Annotated in this window: 15 protein-coding genes; 3 read left to right on the top strand and 12 right to left on the bottom strand. The window is 33.7% G+C overall.

Annotation, left to right across the window (positions count from 1 at the left end; all coding sequences use genetic code 11):
* Nucleotides 1-27 precede the first annotated feature (27 nt).
* On the top strand, nucleotides 28-1,239 hold the full coding sequence (locus B8T70_RS08665; protein WP_039111063.1) for a peptidylprolyl isomerase: 1,212 nt from the start codon (nucleotides 28-30) through the stop codon (nucleotides 1,237-1,239).
* A 68-nt stretch (nucleotides 1,240-1,307) separates the two neighbouring features.
* Here B8T70_RS08665 and B8T70_RS08660 read toward each other — a convergent pair whose 3' ends face one another.
* The gene (locus B8T70_RS08660) at nucleotides 1,308-1,751 is read right to left on the bottom strand and encodes a hypothetical protein (protein ID WP_039117756.1); all 444 of its coding nucleotides are present in this window, start codon (nucleotides 1,749-1,751) and stop codon (nucleotides 1,308-1,310) included.
* Nucleotides 1,752-2,044: 293 nt separating this feature from the next.
* Nucleotides 2,045-4,399: a GH92 family glycosyl hydrolase gene (locus tag B8T70_RS08655; RefSeq protein WP_086894614.1), complete on the bottom strand. Its 2,355-nt coding sequence runs from the start codon at nucleotides 4,397-4,399 to the stop codon at nucleotides 2,045-2,047.
* Nucleotides 4,400-4,643: 244 nt separating this feature from the next.
* Here B8T70_RS08655 and B8T70_RS08650 point away from each other — a divergent pair, with 244 nt between their 5' ends.
* Complete coding sequence (locus B8T70_RS08650; protein ID WP_086894613.1) at nucleotides 4,644-5,264, top strand: M949_RS01915 family surface polysaccharide biosynthesis protein; 621 nt, start codon at nucleotides 4,644-4,646, stop codon at nucleotides 5,262-5,264.
* Nucleotides 5,265-5,601: 337 nt separating this feature from the next.
* Here B8T70_RS08650 and B8T70_RS08645 read toward each other — a convergent pair whose 3' ends face one another.
* From B8T70_RS08645 to B8T70_RS08600, 10 genes are all read right to left on the bottom strand, one after another.
* Entirely contained in the window at nucleotides 5,602-6,198 is a 597-nt protein-coding gene (locus tag B8T70_RS08645; protein ID WP_086894612.1) for a GNAT family N-acetyltransferase, read from the bottom strand.
* 45 nt (nucleotides 6,199-6,243) lie between these two features.
* Complete coding sequence (locus tag B8T70_RS08640) at nucleotides 6,244-6,600, bottom strand: hypothetical protein (RefSeq protein ID WP_086894611.1); 357 nt, start codon at nucleotides 6,598-6,600, stop codon at nucleotides 6,244-6,246.
* Between the two features lie 175 nt (nucleotides 6,601-6,775).
* Nucleotides 6,776-7,954 carry an AIR synthase related protein gene (locus B8T70_RS08635; protein WP_039111069.1) on the bottom strand — a complete coding sequence of 393 codons (1,179 nt, stop codon included), beginning with the start codon at nucleotides 7,952-7,954 and terminating at the stop codon, nucleotides 6,776-6,778.
* A 155-nt stretch (nucleotides 7,955-8,109) separates the two neighbouring features.
* Nucleotides 8,110-9,600, bottom strand: coding sequence for a carboxypeptidase regulatory-like domain-containing protein (locus tag B8T70_RS08630; RefSeq protein ID WP_242667445.1), 1,491 nt, complete (start codon nucleotides 9,598-9,600; stop codon nucleotides 8,110-8,112).
* A gap of 64 nt (nucleotides 9,601-9,664) precedes the next feature.
* Complete coding sequence (locus B8T70_RS08625; RefSeq protein ID WP_086894610.1) at nucleotides 9,665-11,041, bottom strand: CsgG/HfaB family protein; 1,377 nt, start codon at nucleotides 11,039-11,041, stop codon at nucleotides 9,665-9,667.
* Nucleotides 11,042-11,110: 69 nt separating this feature from the next.
* On the bottom strand, nucleotides 11,111-11,557 hold the full coding sequence (locus B8T70_RS08620) for a curli assembly protein CsgF (RefSeq protein WP_039111072.1): 447 nt from the start codon (nucleotides 11,555-11,557) through the stop codon (nucleotides 11,111-11,113).
* A gap of 82 nt (nucleotides 11,558-11,639) precedes the next feature.
* A complete protein-coding gene (locus tag B8T70_RS24190) occupies nucleotides 11,640-12,338 on the bottom strand; it encodes a curli production assembly/transport protein CsgE (RefSeq protein WP_242667444.1) in 699 nt (232 codons plus the stop codon).
* A 40-nt stretch (nucleotides 12,339-12,378) separates the two neighbouring features.
* On the bottom strand, nucleotides 12,379-12,861 hold the full coding sequence (locus B8T70_RS08610) for a hypothetical protein (RefSeq protein WP_086894609.1): 483 nt from the start codon (nucleotides 12,859-12,861) through the stop codon (nucleotides 12,379-12,381).
* A gap of 110 nt (nucleotides 12,862-12,971) precedes the next feature.
* Entirely contained in the window at nucleotides 12,972-13,661 is a 690-nt protein-coding gene (locus B8T70_RS08605) for a hypothetical protein (protein WP_086894608.1), read from the bottom strand.
* A gap of 399 nt (nucleotides 13,662-14,060) precedes the next feature.
* Nucleotides 14,061-16,250 (bottom strand): glutamine synthetase III, encoded by a 2,190-nt coding sequence (locus tag B8T70_RS08600; protein ID WP_039111075.1) that lies wholly within the window; start codon nucleotides 16,248-16,250, stop codon nucleotides 14,061-14,063.
* 412 nt (nucleotides 16,251-16,662) lie between these two features.
* On the opposite strand from B8T70_RS08600, the gene B8T70_RS08595 reads away from it, so the two are divergent.
* Nucleotides 16,663-17,679: a glutamine synthetase beta-grasp domain-containing protein gene (locus tag B8T70_RS08595; protein WP_039111076.1), complete on the top strand. Its 1,017-nt coding sequence runs from the start codon at nucleotides 16,663-16,665 to the stop codon at nucleotides 17,677-17,679.
* Nucleotides 17,680-18,111: the final 432 nt, after the last annotated feature.

The raw sequence follows: 18,111 nt of genomic DNA, 5'->3' as shown, positions 1-18,111 counted from the left end.
AATTAACAGATTTTAAAATCGAATAAGATGAAATTAAAAATTCTTTTTTTATTTTGCTTGGGTGTACTTAACCTACAAGCGCAGACTAAAAAGCCTGTTCCAGGCAAAAAAACAACAATTACAAAAGTTGAAACTAAGCCTTCTGTTAACGAAGGAATTTTTGCTACAATTGCAACAAAAAAAGGAAATATCGTATTGCAACTAGAATACATAAAAGCTCCTATTACCGTTGCTAATTTTGTATCATTGGCAGAAGGAACTAATCCTTATGTGACTATTGATAAATTAAAAGGAAAACCTTTTTATGATGGTTTAAAATTTCATAGAGTTATTAATGACTTCATGATTCAAGGTGGTGATCCTGACGGAAATGGTTCTGGAGGTCCTGGATATGCATTTAAAGATGAGTTTGTATCTGATCTTAGATTTGATAAAGGCGGAATTCTTGCAATGGCAAATTCTGGTCCAACTACAAACGGAAGTCAATTTTTTATCACTCATAAAGAAACACCTTGGTTAAACGACAAACATAGTATATTTGGTCACGTTGTACAAGGAATGGATGTTGTTAATCTTATTCTTCAGGATGATGTAATGCTTACTGTAACGATTACTCGTAAAGGAGCTATGGCTAAGAAATTTGATGCTCCAAAGGTATTTGCTGCATATTATGAAAACAAAGCTGAAGATGCTAAAAAGCAAGCTTTAATTGAGGCTGAAAAGACCAAACAAGCACAAGCTGCTGCTCTTGAACAAGAACGTCTTTACAAAGAAAAATATGCGACTGTAATTGCTGCTAAAAAAGCATACCTAGAAACTGCTAAAGCAACTGCAACAACTACTCCATCTGGTTTAAGTTATAAAGTAATTCAAAAAGGTACTGGAGAAAAACCGGCAAATGGTGCTACTTTCTATTTTAAGTATGCAGGATATTTTGAAGACGGAACTCTTTTTGATAGTAGTATCGAAGAAATCGCTAAAACTTACGGAAAACATGATACAAATCGTGCCGCTCAAGGAGGATACCAAGCATTTCCTTTTCAGGCTGGTAAAAAAGACGGTATGATTCCTGGTTTTATCGAAGGTTTAGATCTTATGTCTTATGGTGAGAAAACAGTATTCTTCCTTCCTTCAAAACTTGCTTATGGAGAAAGAGGTGCAGGTAATGTGATTCCTCCAAATACAACGCTTGTTTTTGAATTGGAAATCTATAAAGATCAACCAACACCAAAACAATAATTTCCATAAATTATATATCATAAAAAAAACCGATAGTTACAACTATCGGTTTTTTTTTATACTCTATTTTATTTTTTAGTTGGAAACTTCCAATCGAATTCATCTTTATTATTGATGATTGCTCCGATTTCAAATTTTACTACTTCTTCAAATTCTGTCTGGAAGATAATCCAGTTTTCTTCGTTAAAGTAATTCTCGAAAGTATCAAACTCTTCTTGTGTGAATTTTGTAATTTCTTTGGTTGCCAAATCTTTTTTTACATCAGCAATTTTTCTTCCTATAATTTTAAAACCAAAGATTTCTAAATCTGGACTTGATGCCACAACATAACCCAATTTTAAAGCTTCTTCCTGATAGAATGTCAATCTTATTTTATGCTTGTTGTAAGCAAAAATTACATTATCATCTTCGTCTTTATAATTTCTATCTGGTTTGCCATAAATAGCTGTAACATCGTTCTGTTTCATACCGAACAACAACTTGTCTATTCCGTTTTTTGGATTTATTTTCATGTGTCTCTTTCTATTAATTTAAAAGGCAAATTTCGTGAAGTTTTTTACAAACTGCATTATGTTTCTATTTTAATTCAATAAAAAATTAAAGGCAAGAAACCGAACCATTAAGAAATTAAGGAAAATTAAGAGCTACCCTCAAATCTTCTTAGAAATTCTATTCCTGCAAGTTTTTTTTCTTGATCTTGCAGAATGATAACGTAAAACTTCTAGCTTACACTAAAATAATTTAAACGATTAAAATGCTTTTTAAATTCATCAACAAAACCTTTGAACCTTTGCATCTTAGAACCTTAGTCTCTTAGTCCCTTTTCCAGATATATTTTCTTATTTGGCTTACTACTCATATAAAATGTAATCTTTCCTCCGTTTACAATATCACTGTGTTTTATAACAGGACTTGTTAATGGTTTTCCGTTTAAAAGCACTTTACTCACAAATACATTTTTATCGGATTGATTTACTGTAGCAACTTCAAATGTTTTTCCGTTTTCAAGATTAAAAATGGCATTTGCTACTAGCGGGCTTCCTAAACTATAATCTTCTGATCCTGGTGCTACGGGATAAAATCCTAGACTGCTAAAAATATACCAAGCACTCATTTGTCCAAAATCATCGTTTCCTCCTAATCCGTCAGGACCATTTTTATACATTCTTTTAAGAATCATCCTAATCTTGTCTTGCGCTTTCCAAGGAGATTTTGTCCAATTATATAAATAAACCACGTGATGCGAAGGTTCGTTTCCGTGCACATAATTCCCTATTATTCCCTCTTTGGTAATATCCTCAGTATTTTCAAAATATTTATCTGGTAAGTGCATAGAAAAAAGAGAATCTAACCTTCTTGTAAAAGCATCTGTACCGTTCATCATTTTTATCATCTCGGCAGGATCTTGAGGAACATACAAACTGTAGTTCCAAGAATTTCCTTCGATGAATCCTTGCCCGTGTGTGTCTAATGGGTCAAACTCTTTCTTGAATGTTCCATCATCGAGTTTGGGTCTCATAAAACCTGTTTTGGCATCGTATACATTTTTATAATTTGTTGCTCTTTTAGAGAACTCGTTATAGATATCTTCTTTCCCTAACTTTTTTGCTGCTTGTGCAATTGCCCAGTCATCATAAGCATATTCTAACGTTTTAGATACCGATGAACCATTTTTGTCCTCTGGAACAAATCCTTTTTTCATATAATACTCTAATCCGTCATAATAAGGAACTTTTGCTGTATTTACCGTTGCAAGAAGTGCTTTATCTACATCAAAATTGGTGTTACCTTTTACTATCGCGTCTGCAATTACCGAAACGCTATGATACCCAATCATACACCAGTTTTCATTGGCATAATGTGACCAGATTGGCAGCATTTTATGAACACTCTGATCGTAATGTGCCAACATAGAATTAATCATATCGGAGTTTCTTTTGGGCTGAACAAGATTAAATAAAGGATGTAAAGCTCTATAGGTATCCCATAATGAAAAACTCGTGTAGTTCTGGAATGTAGTTGCTTTATGTATGTTTCCGTCTAATCCTTTGTAGTTTCCATCGGTATCCATATATACTGTTGGGCCTAAAAATGCATGATACATTGCGGTGTAAAAATTAACCATGTCTTCTTTTTGGATGGTTTGTACCTGAATTTTATTCAGCTCTTTGTTCCAAACTTCCTGACTTTCTTTTTTAACTCTTTCAAAATTCCAATCCGGAATTTCGGCTTTCATATTAGCCAAAGCTCCTTGGGTACTTACTGGAGAAATAGCAAATTTTATTTTGACTTTTTCATTTTCATTTGTATCAAAATCAAAGTATAATTTTAGGTTTACTCCTGCCATTTCTGGGAAGTTTTTGGTTTGATCAAATCTGCTCCAAAAGCCTTTATACACACTTTTTTCGGGTGTAGCTTGTCCGTATCCTTTTATTGGCTTGCTAAATGACATTGCAAAATATACTGTTCTTGTTCTTGCCCAACCATTTGTTTGACGATATCCTGTAATTAAAGTGTCGTTTTCTACGCGAACAAATGTCCAGACATTCTTTTTATCATAATTATAAATTCCTGCTGTAAGATCTAAGATTATATGCGCTTGATCTGATTTTGGAAATGTATATTGATGCATCCCAACTCTGGTTGTTGCAGTAAGTTCGGCTTTGATATTATGATCTTCCAGGAGTACGCTATAATATGCTGGCTCGGCTTTTTCGGTTTTATGCGAGAATACTGATCGATATCCTGTTTCAGGATGCGCTGCTGTACCAGGATTTAACTGTAATTTTCCTGTTGTAGGCATAATAAGGAAATCTCCTAAATCGGAATGTCCTGTTCCGCTAAAGTGGGTATGACTAAACCCTACAATCGTTTTATCTTCGTATTGATATCCTGCACAATATTTGTAAACATCTTTATTATACTTACCATTTGTTGCGTAAGGAATTGTATCGGTTTCAGGGCTTAATTGTACACTCCCAAAAGGTACTGTTGCGCCTGGATATGTATGCCCCATCTTGGCAGTTCCTATCATAGGATCTACATATTGAACTAAATCTTTGAGTTTATTAGTTCTTTCCTGCCCAATCATTTTATGAGTATGACTGAGCATTAAAACTGATAATCCGAAAAGGAAACTTTTATAATTTACAATATTCATCAGGTCTTTTTTAGTTTATGGTTTTGTGTTTATAGCATTATTCGTTTTCACTAAAACGATTTAATAACAATTTCAGGTTAGAAAATTACAATAAATATTGGTTTTTTAAAAATTACTTTGCGAATTCTATTAATGAAAATTGTTACTGAATTATATTAGCTCTGATATACTATCATATATTCTCTTGTTTTTAATGAGGCTAAAAATGAATATCTTTGAGTATTAAAAAAAAGTAATTGATCTCATGAAAAATCTCATTTTATTATTCTTCTTCTTTTATTCTACAATTAGTTTTTCGCAAGCTGTACAAAGCAAAGTATTAAGCCAAACCGAAATAACCGAAAGAGATTTAGATGGTGGTAAATTCCCCATTTTTAGAGCCTATGAATATCAAGATAAAGGTGGTGTTTATGAATTGGTTCTAAGCGAAAACCAAAAAGTAATTTCGGACAAGGATACGCTAAATACCAAAATTGAAGCTGTTTGCTATTTAAACGATCATGGTGGTTATATCGAAAAATGGAAAATAAATGATTTAATTGAAAGTGCCGAAGTTGAAGAAACTTCTATTTGGTTCTGGACAAAATATTGCAGCACACAAGATTTAGACAATGATGGTTATATTGAGCCAGTACTTGTTTATGGCACAAAAACGGATGTTGGTGACTTAAGACGTATTAAAATTATTACTCTTTATAAAGGTAAAAAGTATGTTATACGTGCTGTTGAATGTGACTTAGATTATTGCAGAAGCTTTAAAAAAGATAAAAACTGGAATTCATTACCTACAAAAGTAAAAACACATATTGATAAGCTTGTCGTAAAAATTAGGAAAGAGCAAAATGTTATTCTTGCTGATGGTTAGAAACAAGTTTTAATTGCTTTTGCCACTTATGATAGCTATCGAAATATATAGATTATGGAGTTTCTTACGATTCTTCGACTCCGCTCAGAATGACAAAATTGAGGGGGAACTTTGCGTGCTTTGCCTAAACCTTTGTGTCCTTTGCGGTTATTTTTTTGCCACAGATTATGGAGTTTCTCGTGGAGATTCTTCGTTCCTCAGAAAGACAAAATTGAGGAGAAACTTTGCGAGCTTTGCGTAACTCTTTGCACTCTTTGCGGTTAATTTTTTTGCCACAGATTAAAAGACTATACCAATTTAAAAACTTTGCGGTTAATTTTTTTACCAACAACTTATTTTACAGCTTTTTCCTCAAGTTTTCTTTTACCTCATCAAACCATTCTTCTCGCAGAATACTCAAGATAATTGAATCTCGGCGTACTTCGCTGCCAAAAGTAGGCATATGATTACGTAAAACTCCTTCGACTTTGCAACCAATACTTTTCATGGCTGCGATGCTTCGTTGGTTATTATTATCGGCGCGGAATTCTACTCGTTCCATTCCCATGGTTTCGAATGCGTATTGCAATAACAAGAATTTACAATGTTTGTTTAATCCTGTTCCTCTAAAGGCTGAACCGTACCAGGTATATCCTAATTGCAGGGTTTTAAACTGAAGTTGCATATCGTAAAAACGGGTGCTTCCGGCGTATTTTCCTGATTTTTTATCGAAGACTATAAATGGGAATTCTATTTTCTTTTCTCTTGCTTTTAAGGCAATGTCTATATAGTTCTCTAGGTTTTCTTTTCCGTTGGCACGAATTAACGAATATTCCCAGGTATTGGGCTCGTTGATAGAAATTTCTAATAAATTCTCTACATCGGTTTTTTGTAACGGACGTAATAAAACCAAATCGTCTTCGAGTACTATATTTTCAGAGAAATTGAAATCCATTTTGTAAAAAAAATAATTTTATAATCTATTTAAAAACTCTTTTTGTTATTCACTCATTTCGTCGTAACGCTCTGGAACTTGCGGGTCGTAAAGCGGACATTTAAATTCTTCTAAGGCGCCTACCAGAATATCCATTGCTTTTCCTTGGGTTCCGTAACAATCTATTCTAACGCTTTGCGGTGTAGTTATAACTTGAAATGCTCCTTTTCCTTCGTTGCTTTTCCAGCTATTATCATCGACTTTTTCCCATTTGGAAAACAATGAACCTATTCTGTTTAGGATTACAGTAACTGGAAGTTCCTCTAAACCGTCGACTTCCTGCTCTTCGATAAGTGCTTCGTAAACTTCGTGATGGTTTAAATAAATTCCTTCTGAGTATCTCCAAAAAAGTAATTCGTACATGATAACGTGATTTTTAGCCCCGATAGTAGCGACATCCTTTTTGGGCGGTGTTCGCCCGAAAAGATATAGCGGATAGCGGGATTAGCTCCTAAAAAAAGCTATTATTTTAATGATGTCTTTAATATTAAAAGGCAATGTTAGACGCACTGCGGTGCGTCTCTACTACCTTAAAATATTAATATTCGAATGTACCGTATTCGCTGGTAATTGTCAGTTTCTTATCGTCGGCTGCTTCTACTCTTCCCACGATTTGTGCATCGACATTAAATGATTTTGAAATAGCAATTATGTCTTCTGCAAGTTCTTCGGGAACGTATAATTCCATACGGTGACCGCAATTAAATACTTGGTACATTTCTTTCCAATCGGTTTTAGATTGTTCCTGAATAAGCTGAAACAATGGTGGAACTGGAAATAAATTGTCTTTTATAATGTGTAAATTCTGTACAAAATGAAGGATTTTTGTTTGTGCTCCTCCACTGCAATGTACCATTCCGTGAATTTGTTCTGGTGTATATTTATCTAATATTTTCTTGATAATTGGCGCGTAGGTTCTGGTTGGCGAAAGTACCAATTGTCCTGCATCTATTGGGCTGTTCTCGACAGCATCGGTAAGTTTTACTTGTCCTGAATAAATTAGTTCTTCGGGAACTGCTGCGTCAAAACTTTCTGGGTATTTAGTTGCCAGGTATTTACCAAAAACATCATGACGTGCAGATGTTAGTCCGTTGCTTCCCATACCACCATTATAGCTTTTTTCGTAAGTTGATTGTCCAAATGAAGCTAATCCTACGATTACATCGCCTGCTTTGATGTTGGCATTATCTACTACTTTTGAACGTTTCATTCTTGCTGTTACAGTAGAATCTACGATTATGGTACGAACGATATCGCCCACATCGGCAGTTTCTCCTCCTGTGGAATGAATGGTTACGCCAAAAGTGTCTAGTTCTTTTATTAATTCCTCGGTTCCGTTTATGATTGCTGAAATTACTTCGGCTGGAATTAGGTTTTTATTTCTTCCGATTGTTGATGAAAGTAGGATATTATCGGTTGCTCCTACGCATAACAAATCATCTATATTCATGATTAGTGCATCTTGTGCAATTCCTTTCCATACTGATATATCGCCTGTTTCTTTCCAGTACATATATGCCAAAGATGATTTTGTACCTGCTCCATCGGCGTGCATGATAAGGCAATAATCCTGATCTTGGGTTAAATAATCTGGGACGATTTTACAAAATGCTTGTGGAAACAATCCTTTATCAATATTTTTTATGGCGTTGTGTACGTCTTCTTTAGATGCCGAAACTCCTCTTTGTGCGTACCTTTTGCTAGAATCTGAACTCATGAAATTAGTTTGTGTTGTTGATGTGGTGCAAAGATAACCAGTTTTTTTAATTGTTGGGTTTTATGGCTGTCTGAAACATAAAAAAATCCGATAAGTTTGAGACTCTTATCGGATTTTTAGAAAAAAGTGTTTGGAAATCTAGATCCATACCACGCTTATTTCCATTCGGGCATTGATGCGTTTTGAAATAGTGTGGTTCTTGACGATGCGGAACCACTTGCACTATTAATACTTACTTTTTGTACATTTTGTGCTGATAATCCATCATTGGATGTATTTACAAAAATAACTTCGGCTTCATTTGGTGAGAATTTCACGTCTAAATCGTTAAAACCATTCTGTTTTTGAGTTGTTAATTCTGCAGCAGTATTATTTGAACGTGTGTACATGAAAATTCGAGAATCTAATCTTCGGTATGTTGTGTTTTCAAAACCGGAAACGTCTCTTGTAAAAATCACTTTCTGATTATCTATAGAAATGTTTAATCCGCTTGTTGCACCACTTAAACCTGTTTGTATTGTATATAAAACTGTTCCCGCCATATCGATCACATAAATTTCTACATTATATCCTGATCTGTCGTTTACTTTTAATGCTATTTGTGATCCATCCTGACTCCAATCGCATTCGGATATAAATTTTCCGTTTGGTGTTTGAAATAACTGAATGAGTCCTCCTCCATCTGAATCTATACGATATAGTTTATCAAAGTTTGGATAAATTATCTGACTTCCGCTTGTGTTCCAGCAGTAATTTACATACTCCATATTAAATCCTGCAACGGGTACAAAATTTGTAACTCTAAAAACGCCCGACCCGTCTGGATTCATTGTATATATCTGACTCTGTGAACCATCAGAACTAAGGTACGCAATTTTATTTACACTTAGGTTTTTTCTTGGTCTAAAACTATTAACAGTTGATGATGTTAATTGTAATTGATTTCCTGCTTCGTCTGCGGTGTAAATTACGTTGTTATTATTTATTTTTTTGACAAATAAAAATCTTGGATTTGGAAATGCCAATGTTGTAAATGAATTGGTTACACTATTAGTTGGTTTATTAATTCCGTCTGAAACTGCTACCTGCCAATAGTATTTTGTACTATAGTTTAAATCTTTTATCGCCAGTGTTTTTGCTTTAAGATCTGGATATGTTTTAATCTCATCGGTCGTTCCATTTTTTAAGGTAACTGTATAAGTTAAAGAATCAGATTCTTTATCGGCTGCTGTCCATGTTAGATTTAAATTTAACGGTTGGTCTTTTGCATTATCTACCGGAGCTGTTAAAACCGGAATATCTGGCGGTTTGTTGTTTGCTGTAGAAATTTGTAATTCGAATATAATTTGTATTGTTGCATCGGCAGTAACTTTTCCGGGTTCGAATCTAGCAATATAACCGTCTTTTTGAGCCTGAAAGGAGTAATCTCCAACCAACACTTTCTCTAAAGTAAAATAACCGTCTTTATCTGTAAATACCGTACTTGTTGCAGGGCTCGAAGATATTCGTACATTTTCGATGGGAGTAAATGTTCCCGATTCGACTACTCTTCCTTTTACAGTTCCACTTGCTCCATCCTCTAGCTGTTCTTCACTACAAGAAATCAAAAGAATAAAACACACTAAAATTCTTAATCCTATTTTCATTTGTAGATTTTATTTTGTTAGACTTTATCGAGTTTATTCGACGAATTTTTTGAATGATATTTTTTTACATCTTTTTTTTCTTGTGATAGTTTTTCGGGAAGTAATATGTTACCCCTAATCCGAAACGCCAGTAATAATCATCCCTGACTCCACTATCGACATAATCTATCATATCTGTGAAATTTATATTGTATTCTCCGTACAGTTTGAGTCCAAGATTACTCGTTACCAAATACTCTACTCCTCCTCCAAACTGAACTTTGCTATGCCTATTTTCATATTTAGAATTAAATCCTATTCCGCCGCCGCCAAATATGTAAGGCGTAAAGTTGTCATAGGGCAATACCAATAATTCTAGATTTAGATCGAGGGTTGCATACCCAACATCTAGCTTATCTTTATTACCGAGTTTAAAAACATTTGTCGAGGCACTTATATCTAAATTTGGTGTAAAGAAATATTTCACGGCTCCTCTTCCCATTGGTTTTGCAACCGGACTAGGATAATCTCCTTTCATAAGGGTTGCTCCTCCTGCTACTTCTATACCAAAACGACCTCTTTTTTCGACTAGGTTTCTTCCGTATAGTTGTGCTAAGTCGGCTTCGCTTTTTTCGTTGTCGTAATTGGCAATAAAATTATCTATTTGGGTTTGTGGGGCATTTACTTCCCATAATTTGTCTTTGATACCATCTACAATAAGGCCTTCGACTGCTTTTTCTATAGCTTCGGTAACGGCTAATTGTATGGGTTCGTTTCGGGTAAATCCTGTTTCGACTTCCAGAAGTCTGTTTAGGTTTACATATCGAAATAAATTGGCATCGACACTTTGTGATAAAATTGTTTTGGAAACATAAACGGTATTTAAGATTTTACCATTTGATGTTGAAACAAGTCTTAGATAAACTGTAACTCTATCTTGTCTATATCTTACCGAAGCTCCGGCGCCAAAATATCTGGCTCCAAATCCTCCTGTAATTATATTTGTGTCATAGGATATAATACCTCCTTCCAGCAAAACTCCGGCAAATAAAAGAGGCGTTAATGGGGCTTCTTTTTCATTGGGTTTGGTAGCATATTCTTGTCTTGTGGATCTAATGATGTTTCTCTCATTAAGCAAATTCCCCAAGTTTTCTCGTTCAATTGGAATAAACCATTTTGAGTCTTCAAGGGCTTTTATCAAGATAGAAGTTGCTCCTTGTGTAACTGCTGTACTAAATGTACTACCTAGTTCTACGGCTTTGTATTGCCCTGTTTGATCCTTGAATTTATAAACCCCTACAACAATTTGTTCTTTGGGTTTAGGGATATTGGTTAATGCCGAGGTAGCTGGTGTATTCTCTCCATAAACAGCTTTTTGTACTCCAACGGGTTGATTAAAATAAGCACCACAACCTGAGAATAAAATAGCTATTAGGACTCCAAAAAGTGATTTTTGATTCATAAGTGATTTTTTATTAACTTATTAGCGATAAAAAATGTAAAACTTATTACTAGGAATAAAAATTTAATCCTAATTGTTTCCAGGAACAATTACTTGCGTTTGTTCTCCTGTTTCTATATCCAGGATATCTACAACAAGCCCAAGATTAGAGTCATAAACATCTACAGAGAGTGTCCCAAAGACATAAGATCCCGGTTTTATTCCTCCTCCTGTACCACCAGTACCTATACCTCCTCCTGTACCTGTACCAAACTGATCCTCGAATAATGAATTAGAAAGTTTGTTTAGTAACTGATTGTTAAGATTTTCCTTGAAACGTTGTAAATCTGATTTTTGTTCGAATCCAGTAGTTTTATCTTCTTTGTAGTCGTTTTGTGCTTGCGCTGAACTAAGTAGCCAATTGTAGTTAAACGTATCTCCGCCAAAAGCTGGGTTGATAGGTTTATAGGCCAAATCTTGCGCAACCGAAGTAAAACATATTCCTAGTAAACAAAATAGTAAAGTTATTGTCTTCATTTTGGTATTTTTAGGGTTTAAAAATAACTGCCAAAAAACATTTAATTAATCTATTCGAATGTCAACTAATTAAATGCACAACTTAATACTGAGTGATCAATTTATTTTGTCTTTCGATATTTTTAAAATACTTGAAAATTTTGGCCGAAGATGATTCTGCCATGTATTTTAAAAAATCTTCGTCTGGTCTTGAAATAAATTCATCAATTATTTCTCCATCAACATCTATCATTATCTTAGTTGTTCTCCCGAAGGTTAATTCTTCTCGAACTGTAACGATTTTATGTGATTTGATTTTTAATTTCGAATATTCTGAATAAAAATAATCGTAAAAATCATTGCCCAACTTAGTCTTGGTATCGTTAGAAACTATACCAATCATTTCTAATCCGTCTGTAGGTGTTTGAATCTCTGTTTTAGATTCATCTTTTCCTCCAAATATTACTTTGTCTTTTCCTATTACTGCATTATTATCATCATAAATTAATAATAGAATAATTATTTCGTCGTCTTTAGTAAAATTTACTTGTGTTTTGGAGAGGTTTACTTTTTGAATTGGTTCTAGTGTAACTCTGCCGTCTTGTGCATTATTGGATTTATTAGTATTGGATTTATTTACTTTTAAAACTGATAATTTATAGGAGATGTTTTTAAACTCTGCTTTTAAATTTTCTGCAGTTCCGGTAATTGCCAATGAATTTTCGATTTGTTCAATTTCAATTTTAGCTTTTACCTCTGTATAAACCACTTGTGCAAATGTGTTTTGCACTACTAACATCATAATAATTAAAATAATATTTAGATTATATCGCTCCATAATATTAGTGATTGAAAATATAAATAGTGCCTGAATTTCCGGTTTGGGTAATTCTCATTCCCTCTGATATTGAGTTTGAGCCATTATTAAAAATGGTTAGATTATCTCCTCTTTGATTAATCGACATATTTATAGCTCCACTGGAGTATAAAGAAAAGTCGCTTACCATATTGTTATTTCCAGACTGAACAACTGATTGATTAATTTCAGATGCTTTCTTATACATATTTATATAATTGTCATTACCAATTTGATTAAGAACTACATTGGATTTATTACTAATGATACTTACATCTGTAGCATTGTAATTTCCAATTTGCATAATTTTTACAATATTATTATTTTGAACAAACAGATTTGCATTTTGGTTTCTATAGTCATTATTGCTTTCTAATGCTTTTATAGCATATACATCTAAAGGATTTAACTCCTGTGTGAAAGCAATATTTGTAAATAAAAATAATATTAAATACACTGCTGGTTTCATGACATATTTTTAAAATAAATCTTCTTTAAAAATTTATACCAGTTTCATAAATAAAACTGGTATAAACTGAATTGTAAGCAGAATTAAATTCTACTCTTTTCAAGTAAAGCTTAGTTAGATTGGAAAACTATAGCTCCGTTTGCAATACCTGTTTGAGTAATTGTACTCATGTGGTCGTTTCCTAATTGTAGTGTTAACGCAAAGTTAGCAGTACCATCTTGGTAAACACTAGATGTATTGTCATAACCAAGTTGTGCTGTAATTGCTGTGTTTCCATCTCCTAATTGATAAATATCTGAGGTGTTAAACCAATAAGATTGTACAACAAGTGCATTGTTTCCATCCCCATCTTGTTCAATAGTTGATGAGTTACCTACAAAGAATTGTAATGTTGTAGCACTATTGTTATCTCCAGATTGAATAGTTGAAGCTGAGTTAAATGCTCCTAATTGTACAGTTAACGCATCATTATCATCTCCCATTTGGTCGATTGTTGCCACGTTTGCCAGACCTAATTGTAATACTGTTGCACTATTATCATCTCCGTTTTGATTTACAGCTGCGATATTAAAAATACCTGCTTGTGAAACATCTGACTCATTATCATCTCCAGTTTGACTAACAAATGCTAAATTTGCCAAACCAAATTGTGTAACTTGTGAATCATTTGAATAACCTACCTGAGATACCAAGGCTCCATTTATCCAGCCTGTTTGATCTACATCACTAACATTAGCTTGCGCAATTGCAGCTGTACCAACAAATAGCATCGCGGAGATGCTTAAAACTACTTTTTTCATAATAAATATATTTAATTGGTTATTAATACAAATTATTATGTAGGTTTCGTGACGGGGAATCACTGCAAAATTGTAATTACTGATAGGTTAAATAAAGGGGAAAGTGTGAAGCTTTATTTCTTAATTACGATTCAAATTTAAAGAACTTTCTGCTAACGAAATAAATACAACCACCTATTTTTCAATAAGTTAATCCCCTTTTCGATGAAGTGCAAAACAATAACGACGAAATGCTAATTTTATCTTAAATTGCTATCAGAAAAAAGTTACTTTATCATTAAATCAATATTCAGATTTGGATTTCATTCTAAAAAATGCATTTTAAACATCACTTTTGAATATATTATACAAAAAAGGTCCGACAAAATGCCGGACCCTTTCATAATAAGCTTTAAGCTCTTATTTTGTAAACAATAGCTCTCTATATTTGGTCAATGTCCAAATTTCATTATCTACTAGTAGCTCTAATTTATCGCAATGGTTACGTATATCCTCAAAATAAGGTTTTACGTTATTACAATACGCTTCGGCCATTTCTTGTGCATCTGTAAGATGGTTTGCTTTCTTTCTTTCGTTTGTCATCGCCTCTACTTTAGAGTTGATTCCTTCGATATGTCCTGAAATTTGTTTAATCAATACTATTTGCTCTTTTGCTATAGTAAGGAAATCGTCTCCAAAGATTTCTTTTAATCCTTTTACATTCTCTATTAATGTATTTTGGTAACGAATAGCTGTTGGGATAACGTGATTTTTAGAAATATCTCCTAAAACTCTTCCTTCTATTTGAATTTTCTTAGTGTACTCTTCCAATTCAATTTCGTAACGTGCCTCAACCTCAACATGGTTCATGATACCCAATTCCGAGAATAAATCTAAAGCTTTTTTAGATGCTCTGGCTTTTAATGCCTCTGGAGTTGTTTTATGATTACTTAAACCTCTTTTGGTAGCTTCGATTTCCCATGCTTCGCTATATCCGTCTCCTTCAAAAAGGATTTTTTTAGATACTTTTATATACTCTCTTAAAACATTAAAGATAGCATCATCTTTCTTCATGTCTTTTAACTCAATCAATGCATCAACTTCTATTTTAAAGTCTTTTAATTGTTTTGCAACAATTGCATTAAGAGTTGTCATTGAGTTTGCACAGTTTGCAGATGAACCTACTGCTCTAAACTCAAATTTATTTCCTGTAAAAGCAAATGGTGAAGTTCTGTTTCTATCAGTATTATCTAATAATACATCTGGAATTTTACCTACTACATTTAGTTTTAAATCTGTTTTTTCTTCTGGAGATAATTTTCCAGTTGTTACACCTTCTAATTCAGCCAAAACCTTTGTTAATTGCTCTCCAATAAATACAGAAATAATTGCCGGTGGTGCTTCATTTGCTCCTAATCGGTGATCATTACTTGCTGTAGCAATTGCTGCTCTTAATAGTTCTTCATAATCATTAACCGCCTTAATCGTATTGATAAAGAAAGTTAAGAACTGTAAGTTACTCATAGGAGTTTTGCTCGGACTTAACAAGTTTACTCCAGTATCTGTTGCCAATGACCAGTTATTGTGTTTACCTGAACCATTTACTCCTTTAAAAGGTTTTTCATGAAATAATACTTTAAAATCATGGCGTTCTGCCACTTTTTGCATTACATCCATTAATAAACAGTTATGATCTACTGCCAGGTTTGTTTCTTCAAAAATTGGTGCCAACTCAAACTGATTTGGTGCTACCTCATTATGACGTGTTTTTACTGGTATACCCAATAACATACATTCTTGCTCCAAATCTCTCATATATAATAAAGCACGAGTAGGAATAGAACCAAAATAATGATCATCTAATTGTTGCCCTTTAGCAGATGTATGTCCTAACAAAGTTCTTCCTGTCATCATAAGATCAGGACGAGATTCTGCAAGAGATCTGTCTATAAGGAAATATTCCTGTTCCCATCCAAGGGTTGCAGTAACTTTCTTTACATTTTTATCAAAATATTTACAAACATCTGTTGCTGCATCATCAATTGCAGATAATGCTCTTAATAAAGGTATTTTATTATCTAATGCTTCTCCTGTATAAGATATGAAAACAGTAGGAATACATAAAGTAGTTCCAAAAATAAATGCTGGAGATGTAGGATCCCAAGCTGTATATCCTCTTGCCTCAAATGTGTTTCTTATTCCTCCGTTTGGAAAACTAGAAGCATCTGGTTCTTGTTGTACCAATTGTGCACCTCCAAATTTCTCAACCGGATCACTACCATCATAAGAAATCTCAAAAAATGCATCATGTTTCTCTGCAGTTGTTCCTGTTAATGGCTGAAACCAGTGTGTATAATGAGTAACCCCTTTAGAGAGTGCCCATTCTTTCATACCCATCGCAATATAATCGGCCAGTTTTCTGTCTATCTTAGTTCCATGCTGAACTGCTCCTTGTACTCCTTTAAATGCATCCGAAGTCAAATACTGCTTCATCGCTTTATCGTTAAATACATTAGATCCAAAAATGGTTGATTTTCTGTCGGTTTCTTCAAACTGAACAGATTTTCTTGTTGAAGCTTCTTTTAAAGCTTGAAAACGTAATGTTGACATGCAGACAAATTTTAAGTTATTATTAATTTAGATTTGATAATAAAGTGCAAATATAATAATTAATCCCCTTTATTATAGCCCCCTTTGTGCATTTTATGAAACTAATTCAAACTACACCCCTGTCTTTTCGAAGTAATTTAACAAAAGAGCAGCTTTTTCGGTATTTATAAAACAATTTACCAATCGCGAAACCTTGCTCATTTTCAAAAAAACCACCCATAATTGCGGAATTATTTTTTATCCCCCTCTAAAATTACCTATTTTTAAATTTAGGGCGCAAAAATTAAGCTTATGCAAAAAATAACATTACCCTAAATAAAAACTACCCCCGTTTTTCTAGCAATAAAAAAATAAATATATATTTGACCCAACAAAAAAATCCAAAAAAAAAGAAAAATTAATTTATATTATTATGGCTAAAATAAAGTTAGAGTACATTTGGTTAGATGGATATGAACCAACTCAAAATCTTAGAAGCAAAACCAAAGTTGAAGAACACGAAAATTTTAAAGGAACACTAGAAGAACTTGGTAATTGGTCATTTGATGGATCTTCTACAAAACAAGCCGAAGGTGGATCTTCTGACTGTTTATTAGTTCCTGTTGCAATTTACCCAGATCCTACTCGTATTAATGGATACTTAGTAATGTCTGAGGTTATGTATGCTGATGGAACTCCACATCCTTCTAACGGTAGAGCTACTATTGATGATGATAATGATGATTTCTGGTTTGGTTTCGAACAAGAATATTTCATCATGGACACTAAAACTTTATTGCCATTAGGTTTCCCTGTTGGAGGTTATCCTGCTCCACAAGGTATGTACTACTGTTCTGTAGGTGGGAAAAATACTCACGGAAGAAAATTAGTCGAAGAACATGCAGATTTATGTATCGCAGCTGGAATTAACTTTGAAGGTATCAACCAAGAGGTTGCTTGCGGACAATGGGAGTTTCAATTATTTGCTAAAGGTGCCAAAAAAGCTGGTGACGAAATTTGGATTGCAAGATACTTACTAGATCGTTTAACAGAGAAATATGGTTACTATATCGAATATCACCCAAAACCACTTGGTGATACAGATTGGAATGGATCTGGAATGCACGCTAATTTCTCTAACGAAGTTTTAAGAACTTGTGGAGACCAAGCTACTTACGAAAGAATCTGTGAGGCTTTCCGTCCTGTTACTGCTGAGCATATTGCAGTTTACGGAGCTTACAACGATTTACGTTTAACTGGTAAACATGAAACTGCTTCTATCCATGATTTCTCTTATGGTATTTCTGATAGAGGAGCATCTATAAGAATCCCGTTAATTACAGTACAAAAAGGTTGGAAAGGTTGGTTAGAAGACAGAAGACCAGCATCTAACGGTGACCCATATAAAATTGCTGCAAGAATTATCAAAACTGTAAAATCAGCATTGTAATCTCATAGCTTCATAAAACCAAAAAGTGCCTCATATATATGTAGGCACTTTTTTTATACCCTTTATTTTTGCAAAAAAAACTCAAATTGTCTATATAAAGGGACGCGGATGATACGGATTTACAAAAGTAAAGTCGCGGATGAAAAACGGATTTTAAAAACAACAGATAGAAAATCCGTTTAATCCGTGTTTTCGCTTTAGCGAATCCGTTTAATCCGCGTCCCCTTCGCATAGAATTTGAAACTTAGCGCCCTTTGCGTAACCCTTTGCGCCCTTTGCGGTTAATTTTATCGCCACAGATTTAAAACTTAATTTCCCTTAACCTCTTAATGGTAAAAACTTTTTTACTTCTCACCAAATCAGCATTTAAAATATTGGAAATATGCTTTTTAGGTATAAAATCAAAAACTATCTTTGTAATTCACTAAAAAA

Source organism: Flavobacterium sp. AJR (genome assembly GCF_002156885.1).
Lineage (GTDB): Bacteria > Bacteroidota > Bacteroidia > Flavobacteriales > Flavobacteriaceae > Flavobacterium.
The sequence above is the reverse complement of the archived record's forward strand: the minus strand, read 5'-3'. Positions and strand labels throughout refer to the sequence as shown.

Excerpts from the sequence above, each read along its gene's own strand:
- B8T70_RS08665 (WP_039111063.1), top strand. The coding sequence starts at position 28 with ATGAAATTAAAAATTCTTTTTTTATTTTGCTTGGGTGTACTTAACCTA.
- B8T70_RS08660 (WP_039117756.1), bottom strand. The coding sequence starts at position 1,751 with ATGAAAATAAATCCAAAAAACGGAATAGACAAGTTGTTGTTCGGTATG.
- B8T70_RS08655 (WP_086894614.1), bottom strand. The coding sequence starts at position 4,399 with ATGAATATTGTAAATTATAAAAGTTTCCTTTTCGGATTATCAGTTTTA.
- B8T70_RS08650 (WP_086894613.1), top strand. The coding sequence starts at position 4,644 with ATGAAAAATCTCATTTTATTATTCTTCTTCTTTTATTCTACAATTAGT.
- B8T70_RS08645 (WP_086894612.1), bottom strand. The coding sequence starts at position 6,198 with ATGGATTTCAATTTCTCTGAAAATATAGTACTCGAAGACGATTTGGTT.
- B8T70_RS08640 (WP_086894611.1), bottom strand. The coding sequence starts at position 6,600 with ATGTACGAATTACTTTTTTGGAGATACTCAGAAGGAATTTATTTAAAC.
- B8T70_RS08635 (WP_039111069.1), bottom strand. The coding sequence starts at position 7,954 with ATGAGTTCAGATTCTAGCAAAAGGTACGCACAAAGAGGAGTTTCGGCA.
- B8T70_RS08630 (WP_242667445.1), bottom strand. The coding sequence starts at position 9,600 with ATGAAAATAGGATTAAGAATTTTAGTGTGTTTTATTCTTTTGATTTCT.
- B8T70_RS08625 (WP_086894610.1), bottom strand. The coding sequence starts at position 11,041 with ATGAATCAAAAATCACTTTTTGGAGTCCTAATAGCTATTTTATTCTCA.
- B8T70_RS08620 (WP_039111072.1), bottom strand. The coding sequence starts at position 11,557 with ATGAAGACAATAACTTTACTATTTTGTTTACTAGGAATATGTTTTACT.
- B8T70_RS24190 (WP_242667444.1), bottom strand. The coding sequence starts at position 12,338 with ATGATGTTAGTAGTGCAAAACACATTTGCACAAGTGGTTTATACAGAG.
- B8T70_RS08610 (WP_086894609.1), bottom strand. The coding sequence starts at position 12,861 with ATGAAACCAGCAGTGTATTTAATATTATTTTTATTTACAAATATTGCT.
- B8T70_RS08605 (WP_086894608.1), bottom strand. The coding sequence starts at position 13,661 with ATGAAAAAAGTAGTTTTAAGCATCTCCGCGATGCTATTTGTTGGTACA.
- B8T70_RS08600 (WP_039111075.1), bottom strand. The coding sequence starts at position 16,250 with ATGTCAACATTACGTTTTCAAGCTTTAAAAGAAGCTTCAACAAGAAAA.
- B8T70_RS08595 (WP_039111076.1), top strand. The coding sequence starts at position 16,663 with ATGGCTAAAATAAAGTTAGAGTACATTTGGTTAGATGGATATGAACCA.